Genomic DNA, 18,302 nt, shown 5'->3' with positions numbered 1-18,302 from the left:
TTCCAGGGTCAAAATGGTATACTGTCAAAAAGTTAGTTATAACTAACAAAAGAAAAGAACAGCGATTCAAATAAAAATAAAAAGCGAGGTAAGGTATTATGAGCAAAGCAGCAGTGGTTTATTGGAGCGGAACAGGCAATACAGAGACAATGGCAGCAAAGGTTGCAGAAGGAGCCAAAGAAGCAGGTGCAGAAGTAACCTTATTTACAGCATCAGAATTCAGCGCCGACAAAGTGGACCAGTTTGATGCAATCGCATTCGGATGCCCCTCCATGGGCGGCGAGCAGTTGGAGGAAGATGAATTTGAACCCATGTTTTCAAGCTGTGAACCAAAGCTTCAGGGCAAGAAGATCGCTTTATTCGGCTCTTACGGCTGGGGAGACGGTGAGTGGATGAGAGACTGGGAAGAGACCTGTAAAAAAGACGGCGCCGTATTTGCCTGTGATTATGTGATCTGCAACGAAGCCCCTGATGATGATGCCCAGGCTCAGTGCGTGGAACTGGGAAAAGCCCTGGCTTAATACTTACAGAAACCGGAACAAGAGGGAGGAACATGAAATGAGTGTAGTAATCGTTGGCGGCCATGACCGTATGGTCGGGCAGTATAAAAAGATATGCAAGGATTTTAAATGCAAAGCAAAGGTTTTCACACAAATGAGTGCCGATATGGACAAAAAAATAGGATGCCCTGATTTGCTTGTTTTATTTACCAATACTGTTTCCCATAAGATGGCAAAATGCGCTTTGGATGGCGTCAACGGAGATGTTACCCGTGTGGTCCGCTGTCATACCAGCAGCGGCTCAGCCCTCCTGGGAATACTGGAAGAAAGCTGTACCTGCTAAAAATCTGATCCCTTCAGGAAAATTTTCTCCTGGAGGGATTTTGTTTTGTCAAATCCCTTGCTTAATCCCATAAATTGGCCTATAATTATTCCATGTAATAATATACAGGGGTATGATTTACTGGCAGATATCCATACTTCCCATAAAAGCTTCCCGCTGTTTTTATGGGAAAAGAATATATTGATTTTTATGCAGTAAATGGATACGATATAGTCAGTGAGAAAGGTGAATATGGAAGTAATTAACAAGATGCAGGCAAATGAATATACAACTGACGTGCTGAGGAAGGAGATTCTTTTTAACCGGTTTAAAGACGGTGATGAACTGGTTCAGGAGATTGTCTCAAAACAACTGGGAGTTTCCAGAATGCCTGTGAGAGAAGCTTTTAAGGTTCTGGAGCTGGAGGGTTTTCTCATCCGGCTGCCTAACCGTCATGTGATTGTAAAGGGAATGACAGAAAAGAGTATACACGAAATTTTTTTGTTTATATATTCCATACAAACCGGTTTTATAAACCGGTTGATTTCTGAAAAAAAAGAGTGGTATGAGGATTTTCAAGGGCTTTATTCAAAATTTAAAAACCATGAGATTGCTGAAGTGAAACTTCACAGTTTTTTCAGCCAGGATTTGGATAATTTATACATTCACCGGCTTCATAATAATCTGCTGGAGATTTACGCAGCATTTGTCCTTGACGATCTGGGGGCCTCCGGTGCGGAGGAATTAAACATATGGGACAAGGTTGAGAAAGCTTTATACCAAAAGGACAGGGAACAAATCAATGAATTGTTCCAAACATATTTTTTATATTTAGGGAAAGTGATGACAGAAAAGGTGCTGACAAAATGAATCTTAATAAAATAAAATTATTGCCTGCCAGAGAGCAGGCAGCTTCCAATTTAAGAAAGGCAATCCTGGCGAGAGAACTGGAGACAGGAGCAGCTATTACGCTGGAAGAAATCTCGAAACAGCTTGGAATATCCATTACTCCGGTAAGGGAAGCTTTTCAGATCCTTGCGGGTGAGGGACTGATTAAGTTAAGACCAAATAAAGGCGCTATTATATTGGGAATTAATGAGAAGGCGATCAGGGACCATTATGAAACCAGATGTATACTGGAAAGCGAAGTTGCATATAAGGTTTGTAAGAATAATGCGGATATATCCAAGGTTCTCGAAACGTTTTATCATGCGGAGGAAGCAGCAAAGCTAAATGATTACAGCGAATATTCAAAATACAACCAGTCTTTTCACTATGAATTGTGGACGGCAGGAGATAATGATAAGATAAGAGCCTTACTCTCATCCATGTGGAACGGGCTGTCCACGGGAAACAATGTAGGGGAGGAAGAATACGCCCAAATTTCCATGGGAGAGCATGCCCAAATCGTAAAAGCCTTAAAGGACAGAGATGCAGAACTTTCAAAAAGACTTATGTGTGAACATATTATGAGAAGCATGGAGAATATGCTGACTCATTATAATATATAAAGCTAACTAAGAGAAGGATACCCTAGAATGCGGAGGGGTATCCTTTTTTTTGTGCATATTATATAAAAAATAAAATAATTATCATGGAAAACAACGAACTTTTATAAACTGATTGACATTCAAAAAAAGAGAGATTATCATACTAAATGGATACATTATCAAATATTAAATATAAAATAAAGGAGCGGGCTATGGTAAAACAAAAGAACAGGGCTATGGAACGAATCAATGCTTTGCTGGATACGGATAGTTTTGTTGAAACCGGCCGCCACATCAGGGGAAAGAGAACGGAATACAACAAAGACCCGGCTGAGGCGGAAGGTGATGGCGTAATTACCGGATACGGATTGGTTAACGGAAGGCTGGTCTATATTTACAGCCAGGATTGCAGTGTTTTGAACGGAACTCTTGGCATCATGCATGCAAAGAAAATCATCAAGCTGTATGAATTGGCTTTGAAATCCAAGTCACCTGTAATCGGATTTCTGGATTGCGCCGGGATACGTTTAAGTGAAGGCCTGGATGCAATGGAGGGGCTGGGAGGCATTTTCAAAAAGCAGACAGCGGCTTCCGGAATCATTCCCCAAATTGTGGGAATATTTGGAAACTGCGGAGGCGGACTGGCTTTTATGAATGCTTTTGCAGACTTCACCTTTCTGGAGAATGGCAATGGGAAACTGTTTGTGAATTCTCCGGCTGTTCTGGAAGGAAATAAAGAATTAAATCATTATCCGATGCATGAAGAAGCGGACAGCATTGGAACCGCTCATGAAATTATCGGTAAGATCAGGGATTTAATCCGTATTCTTCCTGCCAGCAACAGGGAAGATGCGGAACTTTTCAAAACCAATGATGATTTAAACCGGATGGTGCCGGATATAGAAAATTACCGGTCAGACGGAAGAGGGCTGCTCACTTCAATCAGCGATGATGGTTTTTTCCTGGAGGCAAAGGAATTAAAACATCCTGAGACAGTGACAGGATTTATAAAATTAAACGGAAGAACCGTAGGAGCCATTGCAGCCTGTAATCAGAAGCTGGCGTCAGAAGGATGTACAAAGGCCAGGGAGTTTGTCAGCTTTTTGGATGCCTTTGATATTCCTCTCATCACATTTGTAAACCTGAAGGAAATCGGCAGCAGCAATGAAGAAGAGAAGCGAATAGGAAAAGCGGCTGGAATGCTGGCAAAGGTTCTGATTCACAGCAGCATCCCCAAAATAAATTTAATTATAGAAAAAGGAATCGGCAGCAGTTATCTGGTCATGAACAGCATACATATTGGTGCAGATGTCTCCCTCGCCTGGGAAGGAAGCAGTGTTGGAGCCATATCCTCAGAAAATGCAGCAAGAGTATTTTGCAAAGAGGAAAAGGAACTCAGCCTCATTAAGCAGGAAGAAGCAAAGTATGAAATGCTCCAGAACAATCCGGCATATGCTGCCGGAGAAGGTTACCTGGATGCGATCATAGCACCGGAAGAGACAAGGCAGAGGGTTATAGCTTCTCTGGAAATGATTTCTTTTAAGGGAGAGGAAAAACCGTCAAAAAAGCACATTGTTCAGTAATGTGAGAACAGGAGCAGAAGCTTATGGATCAAATATTAGATATTACTTTCCGCTTAAGGGATTTAATTGTTCCCTGCGTGATTATTATAGCAGTCTTTGTATTTCTGATAGGAAAGCTGATGGCAAAAAAACAGGAAAATGAAAAAGACTTTGCAGCAGAATCCATGCCTGCCGTAACTGCAACAGAACCTTCCTGCAGCAGTATAGACAGGGAAGTGGTTGCAGTCATAACAGCCGCAATTTATGAAGTCATGGGCAAGGAAAACAGAGGGCTTACAGTACGGGGAATCAGAAGGATTCCGAAGGCAGGGAAATAAAGCAGCTGAAAGAAAATAGAACCTGGAAAGGATGCCACATTAAGGTTCTTTCAGCTTTGCGTAAGTGGCAATGCCGCTGATTTGTGAACGGCATGGAAAGAGAATGGATATGAAAAATTTCAGAGTCACAGTGAACGGGAATGTTTATGAGGTTCTCGTAGAAGAAACAGCAGGCGGGGCAGCTCCGGCAGCAACAGCCCCCATAGCAACAGCCCCGGCAGTGTCAGCTCCGGTGACAGCTCCGTCTCCCGCGGCACAAAACACTCCCGCAGAAAAAGCGCCGGCGGCAGTTAGTACAGGAGCACAGGGAGACATTATAATGAGCGCTCCTATGCCCGGCAAGATTATAGCAGTAAAGGCCGGAGCAGGAACCTATGTAAAAAAAGGAGAGGTAGTTCTCATTCTGGAAGCCATGAAAATGGAGAATGAAATTGTGGCCCAGGAAGAAGGAACCATCGCAAGCGTTCATGTAACTGCCGGAAGCAATGTGGAATCCGGGGAAACCCTTGTAACAATCAATAAGGCTTAGGAGGTATCGCAGGTATGGCAGTAAAAATTACGGAAACCGCATTGCGCGACGGACATCAGTCCCTGATGGCCACCCGGTTGTCCACTGAAGAAATGATGCCCATAATTGAAAAGATGGATCTGGCCGGCTACCATTCAGTGGAATGCTGGGGAGGGGCCACCTTTGATGCTGCTGTCCGGTTTTTAAAAGAAGATCCCTGGGACAGGCTCCGGAAATTAAAAAAAGGGTTTAAAAACACAAAGCTTCAGATGCTGCTTCGCGGGCAGAACCTTTTGGGATACCGTCCTTATGCAGATGATGTGGTTGAGTATTTTATAAAAAAGGCAGTGGAAGACGGGATTGATATTGTCAGGGTTTTCGATGCTTTAAATGATTTTCGCAATCTTGAAACTTCGGTGAAAGCGATCAGAAAAGAAGGCGCTCATGCGCAGGTGGCAATTTCCTATACCTTGGGGGATACCTATACCTTGGAATACTATGTAAAGAAGGCCAAAGCTGCTGAAACAATGGGAGCAGATTCCATCTGCATCAAGGACATGGCAGGTTTATTGCTGCCCTATGAGGCTTCCAGGCTTATAGAGGCAATTAAGGAAGAGACTTCCCTTCCTGTCCAGCTGCATACCCACTATACCAGCGGTGTCGCCTCCATGACCTATTTAAAAGCAGTGGAAGCCGGTGCTGATATCATAGACTGTGCCATAAGCCCATTTTCAATGGGAACCAGCCAGCCGGCCACAGAAGTGATGGCAGAAACCCTGAAAGGAACGGAATATGATACAGGCCTTGACCAGCCTCTTCTGCAAGAGATAGCGGAATATTTTCAACCCGTGAGAGATGAAGCTTTAAAAAGCGGACTTATCAATCAGAAAATTCTCGGCGTGGATGTTATGACGCTTTCATACCAGGTGCCAGGGGGAATGCTGTCGAATCTGATCTCCCAGTTAAAGGAACAAAAAGCAGAGGACAAATTTTACGATGTGCTGAAAGAGATTCCTCTGGTGAGGCAGGACTTTGGTGATCCGCCTCTGGTCACGCCATCCAGCCAGATCGTAGGAACTCAGGCAGTGCTGAATGTACTGGCAGGAGAACGGTATAAAATGGTCACCAGAGAAAGCAAAGCCCTGCTGCGGGGAGAATACGGGGAAACAGCCAAACCGGTCAATGCCAGTGTGCGTGAAAAGGCACTGAATGGAGAAGCTGTCATCACTTGCAGACCAGCAGACCTTTTAAAGCCTGAACTGCCAGATGCGGAAAATGAAATTGAGAAGTGGAAGAAGCAGGAAGAAGATGTTCTGACGTATGTTCTGTTTCCTCAGCCGGCTATGGAATTTTTTCAGTACAGACAGGCTCAGGAAGACGGGCTGGATATTGGGCTGGCACAGGATGGGGCTTATCCCGTCTGATATTCTCAGGAATTAAATATTAAAAGTCGGAGGCAATTATATTGCCAATTATTTCGGGAAAGGAAATTATATGGATTTTTTGATTTCAGGTATTCTTTCAATAACAATGGAACAGATCGTTATGTATGGCGTTGGCATTCTGTTGATGTATCTGGCCATCTGCAAGGATTTTGAACCGTCCCTTCTGCTTCCCATGGGATTTGGAGCAATTCTTGTAAATCTGCCCTTAAGCGGTGTTTTAAACCAGGATTTACCGGGAATAGGAGAAATAACAGGTATCATAGAATGGATGTTCCATGTGGGAATTGAGGCTTCGGAGGCCCTTCCCCTCCTTTTATTCATCGGAATCGGGGCTATGATCGATTTTGGTCCCTTATTAGCAACTCCCAAAATGCTTCTTTTCGGTGCGGCGGCCCAGTTTGGTATTTTCTTTGCCATATCAGTCGCATCATTGCTGGGATTTGATTTAAGGGATGCTGCCTCCATCGGAGTGATCGGTGCTGCAGATGGACCGACAGCCATTCTTGTGTCCCAGGTATTAAAGTCTAAGTATGTGGGAGCAATCGCAGTGGCAGCTTACTCATATATGGCTCTTGTTCCCATTGTTCAGCCATTTGCCATCCGGCTGGTCACAACGAAAAAGGAACGATTGATCCGTATGGAATATAATCCGGGCAATGTGCCTAAAAAAGCAAGAATATTTTTCCCTGTGATCGTAACGGTGCTTGCAGGATTGGTTGCCCCTGCCTCTGTGTCACTGGTCGGATTTCTGATGTTTGGCAATCTTCTGCGGGAATGCGGTGTATTAAACAATCTCTCAAAGACAGCAAGCGATATGCTGGCCAGTCTGGTGACATTGCTTTTGGGAATTACCATATCTTTCAGCATGAGAGCTGATGATTTTGTTAATTTAAATACTCTGTTTATCATGGGAATCGGTCTTTTGGCTTTTGTTTTCGATACCATTGGAGGAGTTCTGTTTGCCAAATTATTGAATCTTTTTTCTGACAAGAAAATCAATCCCATGGTTGGTGCAGCAGGAATTTCTGCTTTTCCCATGTCAGCCAGGGTGGTGCAGAAGATGGGACTGAAGGAAGATTCTACCAATCACTTATTAATGTATGCGATCGGAGCCAATGTTTCAGGGCAGATCGGGTCTGTAGTAGCAGGCGGTGTAATTCTGAATCTGATGACACAGTATTTAAAATAGGAGAAAGTTTATGATGGAAAATTTTATTATTACCCTTGAAATAATGTGGAAAGGTATGGCCGCCATATTTGTGGTACTTGGCCTTTTGGCTATGATAACAGCATTTATGCAGAAGATATTAAAATGATTTGTGATTATACACAAAAATAAAAGAGTAAATTTGTACATTTATTCTATTGTGCATAATGAGGATTCATTATATGATAACATCAATAAATGGATACATTATAAAATATTAAATATCATACAAGCAAACTATTTTATATGGTCCATTGATAAATAAAAAGGAGGATAAAGCAATGGCAAAACAGGAATCTCTGGAACTGCTGAAAAACCAGATTGCAAACTTTGTGGATCTGGTCGGGAAAAAACTTCCCGAAGATGTAACAACAAAGCTGAAGGAACTCAGTGAGGAAGAAGAAATGCCCATGGCTAAGATGATTTATGAGGCTATGGAGAAGAATCAGAGAGAGGCAATGGAATTAAACCGTCCCTCCTGTCAGGATACGGGATTGATCCAGATGTTTGTAAGAGTGGGAACAAAATTTCCTTATGCTGATGATTTAAAGACCATTTTAAAGGCATCAGTTGCACAGGCAACACAGCAGGCACCTTTGCGTCACAACACGGTAGAAACTTTTGATGAAGTAAATACAGGAACCAATGTGGGAACTGATTCTCCCTGGGTGTACTGGGATATTATTCCTGAGAGCGACAAACTGGAGCTGGATGTCTACATGGCCGGAGGCGGATGTTCACTTCCGGGACAGGGCAAGACCTTAATGCCGGGCGAGGGCTATGAAGGAGTAGTTAAATTTGTTCTTGATGTTATGACATCTTACGGCCTCAATGCCTGCCCTCCTCTTTTGGTAGGAATCGGCATCGGCACTTCCATTGACTCTGCAGCTTTTATGGCAAAGAAGGCTCTGATGCGCCCTGTAGGAAGCCACAATGAGAATCCGAAGGCAGCTCAGTTGGAAGATGAAATTGTAAAGGCTATTGATTCCATCGGCCTTGGACCTCAGGGACTCACTGGAAGCAAGTCTGTTATGGGTGTGAATATCGTAAATTCGGCCCGCCATCCATCGGTAATTTCCTGCGCCGTAAATGTAGGCTGCTGGGCACACCGCCGGGGAACCATTGTTTTCAACAGCGATTTAAGCTATGACTCTATTACACATAAGGGGGTACAATTATGAAAAAAATATTAACAACACCCATCTCCGATGAAGATTTGAAGGATATAAAAATTGGCGACGTAATTTACTTAAACGGTCATATCGTAACCTGCAGGGACGTAGCCCACAGAAGACTGATTGAGCTTGGAAGAGAACTGCCAGTGGATATTAAGGGCGGAGCCATTTTCCATGCAGGCCCCATTGTCCGCAGGATAGAAGGGGAAGACAATAAATTCGAGATGGTTTCCATCGGACCGACCACCAGCATGAGAATGGAGAAGTTTGAAAAGGAATTCATCGAGCAGACAGGTGTGAAGCTGATCGTGGGCAAGGGCGGAATGGGCCCTAACACAGAAGCCGGCTGTAAGGAGCACAAAGCTCTGCACTGTGTATTCCCAGCAGGCTGCGCGGTTATTGCAGCAACCTGTGTAGAGGAAATCGAAGAGTACCACTGGGAAGATCTGGGAATGCCTGAGACTCTCTGGGTATGCCGGGTAAAAGAATTCGGACCTCTTATTGTATCCATTGATGCAGAAGGCAACAATATCTTTGAGCAGAATAAGGTGGAGTTCAACAAGCGCAAGGATGCGGCTCTGGAGGATCTGTATACAAAGGTACATTACATCAAATAAACACGGTACTGTAAAAAGTTAATAATAAAAGGTAGATACATTGGAGGAGGATTATGCTTACTTTTCTTGCTTTAGCAATGATTGTTACGTTTATCGCATTGCTCTCTAATAAAAAATTGTCCGTATTTACTGCCCTTACACTTGTTCCTATTGCTTTTGGAATGATCGCAGTATTAGTAAACGGAGACAATTTTCTGGATTTATTCAACTGGATCAAAGAAGGGATTTTCTTTAAACAGAATCCTGAAACCGGTAAAGTATCCTGGGGAGTTATATCACCCGGTATTACCATACTTTTTTCCATTCTGTTTTTTGACTTGATGCTGAATGTGGGATTATTTGATCCTGTTGCAGAATTCTTCATCAAAAAGGCAAAAGGCGATCCTTTAAAAGTTCTTTTGTCAACCGTAATGGTAGCCAGTGTTGTGGCTTTAAACGGAGACACAACCACAACCATTATCATCTGTCTTGCAGCCTTCAGAAGTCTTTATAAGCAGTTAAATTTAAAGTTAAGCTACCTTGCAATCATTATTGTGGCTCCTATTGGAATCTGGAACCAGCTTCCCTGGGGAGGTCCTACCATTGCTGCGGCAACTGCCATTGGTGTGGAATTAAACGAACTGTTTGCCAATCTGCTTCCAGGTCTTCTGGCAGCTCAGGTGGTCGTTATTCTGATTGCCGGTTATCTTGGACTGAAGGAAAGAAAAAGGCTAAATTATGCGGCGGCAGGGGGAGGAGATGTATCCCAGGAAAGTCTGGAAAAAATGCTCTCAGCGATCCGCGACAAGGACCCTGAACTGAAACGTCCAAGCTTATACTGGTTTAACCTTCTGATTACAGGTATTGCTATTTTTGTACTGATCAAAGGATATGTCCATGGTTCTGTTGTATTTATGATTGCCTTCTCAATTGGCCTTGTAGTTAACTTCCGCAATGTAAAGGATTGCAATGAGCGGATTGAAGAACTTGCAGCCGATGCCCTTCCAACTACTCTGGCAACTCTTGGAGCAGGTATTTTCTCAGGAGTGCTTTCCGGAAGCGGTATGGCAACTTCTTTGGCTAATTCGGTTGCAGCCATTGTGCCTACAGCATTTGGTTCTCACATGGCTCCGATTTATGCAGTTATTTCTGCACCGGCCATTTGTTTCCTGCCTCAGGATGCGTTCTACTTCGGCATTGCCTCTGTTATGAGCAATGTTATGGGGCAGTTTGGAATCAGCCCCATGCAGGCAGCAGTTGCCTCTATGGTAGGACAGGCATTCCGTCTGATCAGCCCTGTCATCCCGGCCCTTTATCTGTTGTGCGGAGAGACGGACCAGAACTTTGTAGATTTCCAGAAGAACTATGTGAAATATTTCTTCCTGGTATTCATTACTTATCTGGTGGTGTTTGGTATAACGGGAGTACTTCCGTATTGACAAATCCTGTATAGGAAATTATTTATCAGTTTCAAGCGAAAAGGGAAGGCAAAATTGCCTTCCCTTTTTGATGCCCGGATTTTGATAAAAGGTTACCCTCTGCCGGAGCTGTCCCCTGACGATAAAAGTGAATCATATCTGATTTTATATCTAAAATAGAAAAACAACCGTATTAACTCCACTTCACCGTTAATATCCATACCCGTTGGGAGAAAACATCTCATGAATGCGCACCGCAATGTAAACATCCTGATAGGACGATAATCGGGCCAGTTTCCGCCCCAGCAGGCTTTCAATCTTTTGAACCCGGTTGCGCATGGTATTGTAGTGAATGTACATTTTCTGCGCAGCGGCTTTGAGATTTCCATCCTCCTCCAAAAGTACCTTTAAAGTGGCGTATAAGTCAGTTTCATGGTCATGGTCGTAGGCGAACAGTGAGCCTAAGGTATCCATGCAGTAGCGGTAGATTTCCGCCCGGTTTTCCGTGCTGTGAATCAACCGGTAGATGCCCAGCTTTTCATAAAATACGGCTGACTGGGTCTGTAAATCACGGGCCACCCGAAGGGAAAGCTTGGCTTCTCCGCAGGCCTTTGCAGCCTCGTTCATCTCGTCAAAGGTCAGGGACACACCTATATAATACTGCTGAAAATGATTGTCCCGCAGCACCGCCTCCAAAAATGCGATGAGTTCCTCCAGATGAGAAGTATGAGGATTTGAAACCAGAACCAGAACATTATCCTCATAGGTGGCCATCAGCAGCACATCATGGGAAGCTCCGTAACGGATGCGCAGCCCCTCCTGCCGGGCCTTCACCCCTTCCAGAAACCGGCGCCGGTCCGCACCCGGCAGGGAGACGCCGATCATCACCGCCGGAAAGGCCAGACGCCAGTTTAACCGTTTTGCTCTCGCGGCCGCATCGGATTCGGAAGGGATTTTTCCTCCTATTAAATCGAAGAGAAACTCGTCGTGATACCGTTTTTCCATTTCGTTAAGGGCATTTTGCCGGTGGTAGATGATCACGAATACGGTTGCAAACTGTTCGACAGCCATCCGTTCAAAAGCAGAAAGTGACAGCTCTTTGTCAGATTCCAGTGAAATATATCCGATAGTTTCCCAATGATTGCGCACTATATAGATACAAAGATAATGATCTTCAACCTGAAAAAACCGGAACGGATCACCTGTGCTGTGGGAAAGATTTTTGCGGTCCCATTCTGAAAGACCGTTCGGAGAGGGAGAGCTTTCGCCCTCTGGGGCAGTGTCAGGAAGAGGAGAAAACCTTGCGTCCAGCAAAGCGATCCGGTAGCCGGTCACCTCCGCCAGGGTGTCCCGCAGAATATCATACTCCTGCCGCTTGAGCATGATATCCAGCAGCAGGTTGTGGATGCGGTCCCGCTCGTGCAGCTCCTTTAGATTGCTTTCCAGTTGATATTTCAAAATTTCGTTGTTTTGCAGCGAAAAGTTTCCGCCGCTGGGCAGCAGGAGGATGGGAAGGGCGAGCTCATCGGCCTGCTGTAAAATCGTATCAGGCACCCGCTCACCCTGGCGGTTCAGTTTAAGAGCCAATGCTTTCACGCCCATATCGTAGAGACGCTGTATGATATTAGTCACCTGTGCTTCATTATTGAGCACCGGGTATAAGGTGGAGAATACCAGGGTTTCGGGAGCGATGTCTGTGAGGATATCAGTGATTTCCAGGGTGTGCAGATTGCTGATAGAATGGTGCAGGCCGGAGGCACCTGCGATCACCCGGCTGCCTTGAAAACTGTCCAGTTGAAGCACCTCGTCAATTCGTATTGCCAAACGTTTCTCCTCCTTTTGGATATTTTGTATATGAAAATATAATATATTTTTATTATATATGTAATCAGGAAACAATACAAGTGTATATTAATGTCATTGGGTGACATATCTTTTGCGGATTCAGTATGTTATAATAAATAAAAAGCAACGGAACATAAGAAAGGAGGTGTATGGATATGTATCGACTGCAGCATAACGAAACCATCAGAGAAGCCAACCGGCATGTCGTAGAACTGCTCAGCCGTTCTGAACCCTGCTGGGTGGGAGTGGATACTGCATTGCAGGTGATTCCCGGCATGACCGAATGCACCATTCTCCATGCAGGCCCTCCCATTGCCTTTGAGGCGATGTGCGGGGCGATGAAGGGAGCGGTGGCCGGTGCGTTGATTTTTGAGGGACTGGCTGCAAGTTATGAAGAGGCATTGGCGGTTGCCCGGTCGGGAAGAATTGCCTTTGCGCCGTGTAACGATCATGATGCAGTCGCTCCTATGGCCGGTATTATTTCGGCATCCATGCCGGTGATTATTGTAGAGGACAAGACTTACCGCACCCGTGCTTTTGCTCCCTTTAACGAGGGCAACGGCAAGGTACTGCAGCAGGGGGCCAACGATCCCGGCACCATCCTTCGTCAACGGTATATGCGGGATGAGCTGGCACCGCTTCTGGAGCGGATTGTCAGCAGGATGGGCGGACTTGATATCAAAGAAATCATTGCCCAGTCCCTGCACATGGGAGACGAATGCCACAACCGCACGAAAGCAGCCACCGCCTTGTTTCTCATGAAGCTGCTGCCTTATCTTCTGGAAGAGGAGAGGGAGCAGGCTGCCAGGGCCGCCGATTTAATCCGCGGCACAGATTCGTTTTTCCTCAATTTTTCCATGGCGGCGTGTAAGGCTGGACTGGACGCGGCTCACGGGATCGCCCACTCCACCATCGTCACAACCATGTCCCGCAACGGTGTGGAATTTGGCATCAAGCTCAGCGGCCTGCCAAAAGACGCCTGGTTCACAGGCCCTGCCCAGCAGGTGATCGGCATCTACTTTGAAGGTTACGCCCCAGGAGATGGAAACCGGGATATGGGTGACAGTGCCATCGTTGAGACCATGGGGCTTGGAGGGTTTGCCATGTCGGCTGCGCCTGCCATTGCCCAGTATATCGGAGGCACTGCCGAAGATGCCATTAACTGCAGCCTGCGCATGTATGAGATCACGGCCAGCGAGAATTCCAACTATACGGTGCCTGCCGACAATTTCCGGGGGCTTCCTCTGGGAATAGACGCTTTGCAGGTGGTGGGAAAGCGGGTGCTGCCGATTATCAGCACTGCCATTGCCCACAAGGACCCGGATATCGGTCAGGTTGGAGCGGGAATTTCCACACCGCCCCAGGAATGTTTTGAAAAGGCGGTGAATGAATTTGCAAAATATTACGGCTATCCATCGGAGTGAGTGGGCCCAAAGCGGCATAACGGCAGACGTTACGCTGGAGGAAGGGCTTAAGCAAACTCTTGCAAAAGGTGAAATGGCTGGAATCATTCACAGTGTTTTCTGTAATGTGATCAACTGGCGGGAAGAAAAAACCGGCTGCTTGTACTGTCTGACCTCATCTAAAATTGACGCTGCCCATGAGACAGCCGTTACCTCGCTTTTGACACTGGAATATTTAAATGCAGCCCCCGGCATGTCCGTCCGGTTCGGCCTGTGGGGAATCTCTTTTGACGGAGAATTGAAAGTGACCTTCCGGTCGGTGCGCACCGTAACTCTGGCGCTGCCTCAATGGCCGTCCCATACCGGCCCCCTTGCAGCAGCTCTGCCAAACTGTGAACGGCGTTTAAAGGAACAGGGCTCACCGGGCGGGATGCTGCCCCATTGCCAGGCAAAAGGCTTTGGGAAAGCTCTGGCACAATCCCTGCAAAACGGCAGGGCCGCCGCAGAAGAGGCGGTGCGGAACAAAAATGTCCAGGCATTTCTGGAGGCAGCGGAGGCACTGCTGGGACTTGGCTATGGGCTGACCCCTTCCGGCGATGATTATTTAAGCGGATTGCTGCTGACTCTTCATATACCCGGAGGACCGTTAGAGGACTGGGCCAAGATTGGCAGGACGGTGGCCAATGTTGCAGAGGTAAGCACAACTGATATCGGCGCCTGGGAATTAAACCATGCGGCGAGAGGACTGCCGCGGCAGGATATGGCTGGTTTTCTGGAGAGCCTGTTTGCCGGAGACGGCGCATATGTTACGTATTTAGACAAAATTATATCCGTCGGATCGCTTTCAGGTACGGATATTGCCACAGGGATTTTGGCAGGACTTAGGCTGGCCCTGGAAGCGACACAAAACTAAGTAAAAAGGAGTACATTCGTATGTATGTAAAAACAGTAATAAAAAAAGGGCTTTATTTTGATTCTCTCAAACTTATGGGAATCTCCTCCAGCATCAGTGATTTAGAAGGAGTGGAACAGGGAGTTGTTGCAATGGCTACCTTAAAGAATAAGGAAATGCTGCGCAACTTCGGCTTACTTAACAGCGAGGTGGAAGCGCTGTCCAACGGCGATCTGATGATCGTTGTAAATGCCGACACAGAGGAGCACTGCCAGGAAGCCATTGAAACAGCGGAAAAGATGATCTCCGGCAATCTCAAACAGTCCCAGGGCAAGCCCTCACAGCCTGCCAGCTTAAGCAGTACGGTCAAGCATGTGCCTGACGCCAATCTGGTTGTCATTTCAGTGCCCGGCGCCTATGCCGCGGCTGAGGCAAGAAAAGCGCTGCAGCAGGGTCTTCATGTCATGATGTTCAGCGACAATGTGAGCATCGAGGACGAGGTAGCTCTTAAGAAATATGCCCATGAAGAAGGTCTCTTAATGATGGGCCCGGATTGCGGCACAGCCATCATCGGAGGCGTAGCTCTCTGCTTTGCCAATGTGGTGCGCCCCGGAAACATCGGTCTGGTGGGAGCATCAGGTACCGGCGGGCAGGAAGTCACATCATTGATCCACAATCTTGGCGGCGGCATTACCCATTACATAGGCACCGGCGGACGGGATCTTTCGGCTCAGGTTGGAGGGCTCATGATGCTGGATGCGCTGGAGGCGTTGTCCGAAGATGATGACAGCGAGGTGCTGGTCATGATTTCCAAGCCTCCTGTCAAAGAAGTAGAAGAACTGGTATTGGCACAGGCGGCCCGCTGCAAAAAGCCGGTAGTCGTTTGCTTCCTCAACAGCAAAAGATCAGGCAGCGACGGAAACCTGCATTTCGTAGGCACACTGGAAGAAGCGGCGCTCAAAGCGCTGGAGCTGGCCGGCATTCATACAGAAGGCATCAGGGATTTAGATTCTGAGGCGGTAACCATAGCGCGGCAGGCACTGAACACAGAGCAGAAATATGTTCGCGGCCTTTTCTGCGGAGGTACTCTTTGCGCCGAAGCCATGAACATTGTGGAAGCCTCTGCCGGAACCGTCAACGGAAATTTATGCAAACAGCCGGAACGCCACATCGGCGCAGGAGAAGCCAGCTTTGGACATACCTTCCTGGACTTTGGTGAGGACGAGTATACTGACGGCAGGCCCCACCCAATGATCGAACCTTCCCAGCGCAGCGGGCGCATTGCCGAGGAGGCAAAGGACCCGGAGACGGCAGTGATTCTCATGGACTTTGTCATTGGCTACGGCTCCCATGCCGACCCGGCAGGAGCAGCGCTTCCGTGGATTGCCAAGGCAAAGGAAACAGCCTCAGAGAACGGCCGGTCAATCGCATTCATCGCTTATGTTTGCGGCACCGACGAAGATTTCCAGGGATATGAGGAGCAGCGTTCCAAGCTGCGTGACGCAGGAGTTATTGTGGCGGACAGCAATGCGCAGGCGGCAAGGCTTGCAGCCGCCATTGTAAAGCAATCATAAATCACAAACAATAGGAGGTCAGTGTTATGAGTAAAATTAACAATCTGCTGAAGAACAAGCCAAAATCAATCAACATGGGTCTGGAAGGTTTTCAGGAAGACCTGGAAAAGCAGAACCAGGAAGCTGTACAAATGAATTGGAAACCTCCCGTGGAGCTTTCCCCGGAGGTGGCCGAGGCCCTTTCCAAGCTGATGAACCGTCCCGACATTGATGAGGCCAACCAAAAAGCGGCCCAGATCATCATCGACGCCCATCCGGTACTGATCGGATACGATACCGCAATTAACGTAGTACCTGGCATGACAAAGGATACCATCCTCCATGCAGGTCCGCCCATTACCTGGGACCGCATGAACGGAGCCATGCGCGGCGCCATTGCAGGCGGCATCATCTTCGAGGGTTTTGCCAAAGATTATGAAGAGGCCTGCGAGGTAGCGGCGTCCGGTAAAGTTAAGTTTTCCCCATGCCATGAACACGGCTGTGTCGGTTCCATGGCAGGCGTTACCACTGCATCCATGCCCGTACATATTATTAAAAATAAAACCCACGGCAATCTGGCCTTTACCAACTTAAGCGAGCAGATGCCAAAAGTTCTGCGCATGGGTGCAAATGACCAAAGCGTTATGGACCGTCTGCAATGGATGAAGGATGTGCTGGGAGAAGTGCTTAAGGAAGCCATGAAACTGGCTGGAGAGATCGACTTACGCGCCATGCTGGCAGGCGCCCTGCATATGGGTGACGAGTGCCACAACCGCAACACGGCTGCTACCAGCCTATTTATTCAGACCATTGCTCCCTATATCGTAGAGACAAGCTTTTCAGACAAGGTGAAAAAGGAAGTTTTCGATTTCATGAACCTTGGAGATTATTTCACAGGACCTACCTGGATGGGTTACTGCAAGTGTGCTTTGGATGCTGCCCACAACATTGAAAACAGCACCGTTGTCACCACCATGTGCCGCAACGGCACAGATTTCGGTATCCGTGTCAGCGGTATCGGCGGAAACATCTGGTTTACCGGTCCTGCCCAGAGAGTCGTTGGCATCATGTTCCCAGGATATAAGCACGAGGATGCCGGAAATGACATCGGCGACAGCGCGATCACTGAGACCTATGGCATCGGAGCATTTGCAATGGCGGCTGCACCTGCTATCGTACAGATTACCGGCGGCACAGTGAGCTCTGCTATTGATTATACCGTACAGATGACAGAGATCACCACAGCCGAGAACCATCATCTGACCATCCCAAATCTGGATTTCCGCGGCACAGCCACAGCCATCGACGTGCGCAAGGTGCTGGAAACCGGCATTCTGCCCATTATCAATACCGCCATGGCCCATAAAGAGCCGGGCATTGGTATGATCGGCGCAGGCCTGACTCATCCTCCTATGGACTGCTTTGAGAAAGCAGCAGCAGCTCTTGCCGAAAAGCTGGAAAAATAGGATCACATAAGAAAGGAATAGGTGAAGCGACATGAGTAAATTAACCGCAACAGGGCTGTGCGTAGGTATCCTCGCTGGGTTCTGGTTCTGGCTGAGCGCTTCGGTTCCGCTGTTTGTCACAGTATGCGGCTTTTTCGCTTACGCCAGCTTTTACGCTGCGGGAGGCGGTAAAAAGGGCTTTTACAGCAGTGTGGCTGCTAATCTTTCCGGTATTGTATGGGCGATCCTGTCCGTAATGCTGGGGGGAATGCTAAACGGTGTACTGGGAGCGGCACTTATGGGGTCCGTATTAGCTACTGTTCTGTGTTCAAGCTGTGTTGTATGGCAGGCACGGTTTAAGTTTCTGGGCTTTGTGCCCGGAGGTTTCTTTGGAATGACGTCCTATTTCGCCTCCGGAAATGATTGGAAGGGCACAGCCATCAGCATGGTGCTGGGCGCAGCCATCGGCTTTTTATCCGAGGCAGGCGGAAATCTGCTGAGCGACCTGACTACAAAAAAACAATCGGGGCAGGCATAATATCAGAAATTGAATACGTGATGCTGTAAAGAAAAGACCTCCAGCCGTGGTATGAAGCTACGGCT

18 protein-coding genes are annotated in these 18,302 nt (G+C 47.0%); 17 read left to right on the top strand and 1 reads right to left on the bottom strand.

Going from position 1 to position 18,302, the window contains the following annotated elements:
* Positions 1 to 98 precede the first annotated feature (98 nt).
* The 12 genes from QM657_RS09010 to QM657_RS08955 all read left to right on the top strand — a co-directional run bounded on the left by QM657_RS09010 (position 99) and on the right by QM657_RS08955 (position 10,582).
* Positions 99 to 521 (top strand): flavodoxin, encoded by a 423-nt coding sequence (locus tag QM657_RS09010; protein ID WP_415066307.1) that lies wholly within the window; start codon positions 99 to 101, stop codon positions 519 to 521.
* Between the two features lie 37 nt (positions 522 to 558).
* On the top strand, positions 559 to 843 hold the full coding sequence (locus tag QM657_RS09005; protein WP_415066306.1) for a DUF2325 domain-containing protein: 285 nt from the start codon (positions 559 to 561) through the stop codon (positions 841 to 843).
* Between the two features lie 231 nt (positions 844 to 1,074).
* Positions 1,075 to 1,692: a GntR family transcriptional regulator gene (locus QM657_RS09000; RefSeq protein WP_415066305.1), complete on the top strand. Its 618-nt coding sequence runs from the start codon at positions 1,075 to 1,077 to the stop codon at positions 1,690 to 1,692.
* Entirely contained in the window at positions 1,689 to 2,333 is a 645-nt protein-coding gene (locus QM657_RS08995) for a GntR family transcriptional regulator (RefSeq protein WP_415066304.1), read from the top strand. Before QM657_RS09000 ends, QM657_RS08995 begins: the two co-directional genes overlap by 4 nt.
* Before the next feature lie 191 nt (positions 2,334 to 2,524).
* Positions 2,525 to 3,895, top strand: a complete 1,371-nt coding sequence (locus QM657_RS08990) for a carboxyl transferase domain-containing protein (protein WP_415066303.1) — start codon at positions 2,525 to 2,527, stop codon at positions 3,893 to 3,895.
* 23 nt (positions 3,896 to 3,918) lie between these two features.
* A complete protein-coding gene (locus QM657_RS08985) occupies positions 3,919 to 4,212 on the top strand; it encodes an OadG family protein (protein ID WP_415066302.1) in 294 nt (97 codons plus the stop codon).
* 109 nt (positions 4,213 to 4,321) lie between these two features.
* Positions 4,322 to 4,741: a biotin/lipoyl-containing protein gene (locus QM657_RS08980; RefSeq protein WP_415066301.1), complete on the top strand. Its 420-nt coding sequence runs from the start codon at positions 4,322 to 4,324 to the stop codon at positions 4,739 to 4,741.
* A 14-nt stretch (positions 4,742 to 4,755) separates the two neighbouring features.
* Positions 4,756 to 6,144 carry an oxaloacetate decarboxylase subunit alpha gene (locus QM657_RS08975; protein WP_415066300.1) on the top strand — a complete coding sequence of 463 codons (1,389 nt, stop codon included), beginning with the start codon at positions 4,756 to 4,758 and terminating at the stop codon, positions 6,142 to 6,144.
* 70 nt (positions 6,145 to 6,214) lie between these two features.
* Positions 6,215 to 7,354: a sodium ion-translocating decarboxylase subunit beta gene (locus QM657_RS08970; RefSeq protein ID WP_415066299.1), complete on the top strand. Its 1,140-nt coding sequence runs from the start codon at positions 6,215 to 6,217 to the stop codon at positions 7,352 to 7,354.
* A 299-nt stretch (positions 7,355 to 7,653) separates the two neighbouring features.
* Positions 7,654 to 8,553 carry a L(+)-tartrate dehydratase subunit alpha gene (ttdA, locus tag QM657_RS08965; RefSeq protein WP_415066298.1) on the top strand — a complete coding sequence of 300 codons (900 nt, stop codon included), beginning with the start codon at positions 7,654 to 7,656 and terminating at the stop codon, positions 8,551 to 8,553.
* Entirely contained in the window at positions 8,550 to 9,164 is a 615-nt protein-coding gene (ttdB, locus tag QM657_RS08960) for a L(+)-tartrate dehydratase subunit beta (protein WP_415066297.1), read from the top strand. Before ttdA ends, ttdB begins: the two co-directional genes overlap by 4 nt.
* Positions 9,165 to 9,217: 53 nt before the next feature.
* Complete coding sequence (locus QM657_RS08955) at positions 9,218 to 10,582, top strand: CitMHS family transporter (protein WP_415066296.1); 1,365 nt, start codon at positions 9,218 to 9,220, stop codon at positions 10,580 to 10,582.
* A gap of 189 nt (positions 10,583 to 10,771) precedes the next feature.
* Here QM657_RS08955 and QM657_RS08950 read toward each other — a convergent pair whose 3' ends face one another.
* The gene (locus tag QM657_RS08950) at positions 10,772 to 12,385 is read right to left on the bottom strand and encodes a PucR family transcriptional regulator (RefSeq protein ID WP_415066295.1); all 1,614 of its coding nucleotides are present in this window, start codon (positions 12,383 to 12,385) and stop codon (positions 10,772 to 10,774) included.
* Positions 12,386 to 12,561: 176 nt separating this feature from the next.
* Here QM657_RS08950 and QM657_RS08945 point away from each other — a divergent pair, with 176 nt between their 5' ends.
* The 5 genes from QM657_RS08945 to QM657_RS08925 are packed head-to-tail and all read left to right on the top strand — an operon-like array spanning position 12,562 to position 18,237.
* Entirely contained in the window at positions 12,562 to 13,830 is a 1,269-nt protein-coding gene (locus tag QM657_RS08945) for a DUF1116 domain-containing protein (RefSeq protein ID WP_415066294.1), read from the top strand.
* Positions 13,799 to 14,722 (top strand): DUF2877 domain-containing protein, encoded by a 924-nt coding sequence (locus tag QM657_RS08940; RefSeq protein WP_415066293.1) that lies wholly within the window; start codon positions 13,799 to 13,801, stop codon positions 14,720 to 14,722. The genes QM657_RS08945 and QM657_RS08940 overlap by 32 nt, the downstream gene beginning before the upstream one ends.
* A 20-nt stretch (positions 14,723 to 14,742) precedes the next feature.
* A complete protein-coding gene (gene fdrA, locus QM657_RS08935) occupies positions 14,743 to 16,275 on the top strand; it encodes an acyl-CoA synthetase FdrA (RefSeq protein ID WP_415066292.1) in 1,533 nt (510 codons plus the stop codon).
* A 26-nt stretch (positions 16,276 to 16,301) separates the two neighbouring features.
* A complete protein-coding gene (locus QM657_RS08930) occupies positions 16,302 to 17,720 on the top strand; it encodes a DUF1116 domain-containing protein (protein ID WP_415066291.1) in 1,419 nt (472 codons plus the stop codon).
* 31 nt (positions 17,721 to 17,751) lie between these two features.
* Positions 17,752 to 18,237 (top strand): DUF1097 domain-containing protein, encoded by a 486-nt coding sequence (locus QM657_RS08925; RefSeq protein ID WP_415066290.1) that lies wholly within the window; start codon positions 17,752 to 17,754, stop codon positions 18,235 to 18,237.
* Positions 18,238 to 18,302: the final 65 nt, after the last annotated feature.

Source organism: Lacrimispora sp. (assembly GCF_047605665.1).
Taxonomy (GTDB): domain Bacteria; phylum Bacillota; class Clostridia; order Lachnospirales; family Lachnospiraceae; genus Lacrimispora.
This window is presented reverse-complemented; position numbering and strand designations above follow the sequence as displayed.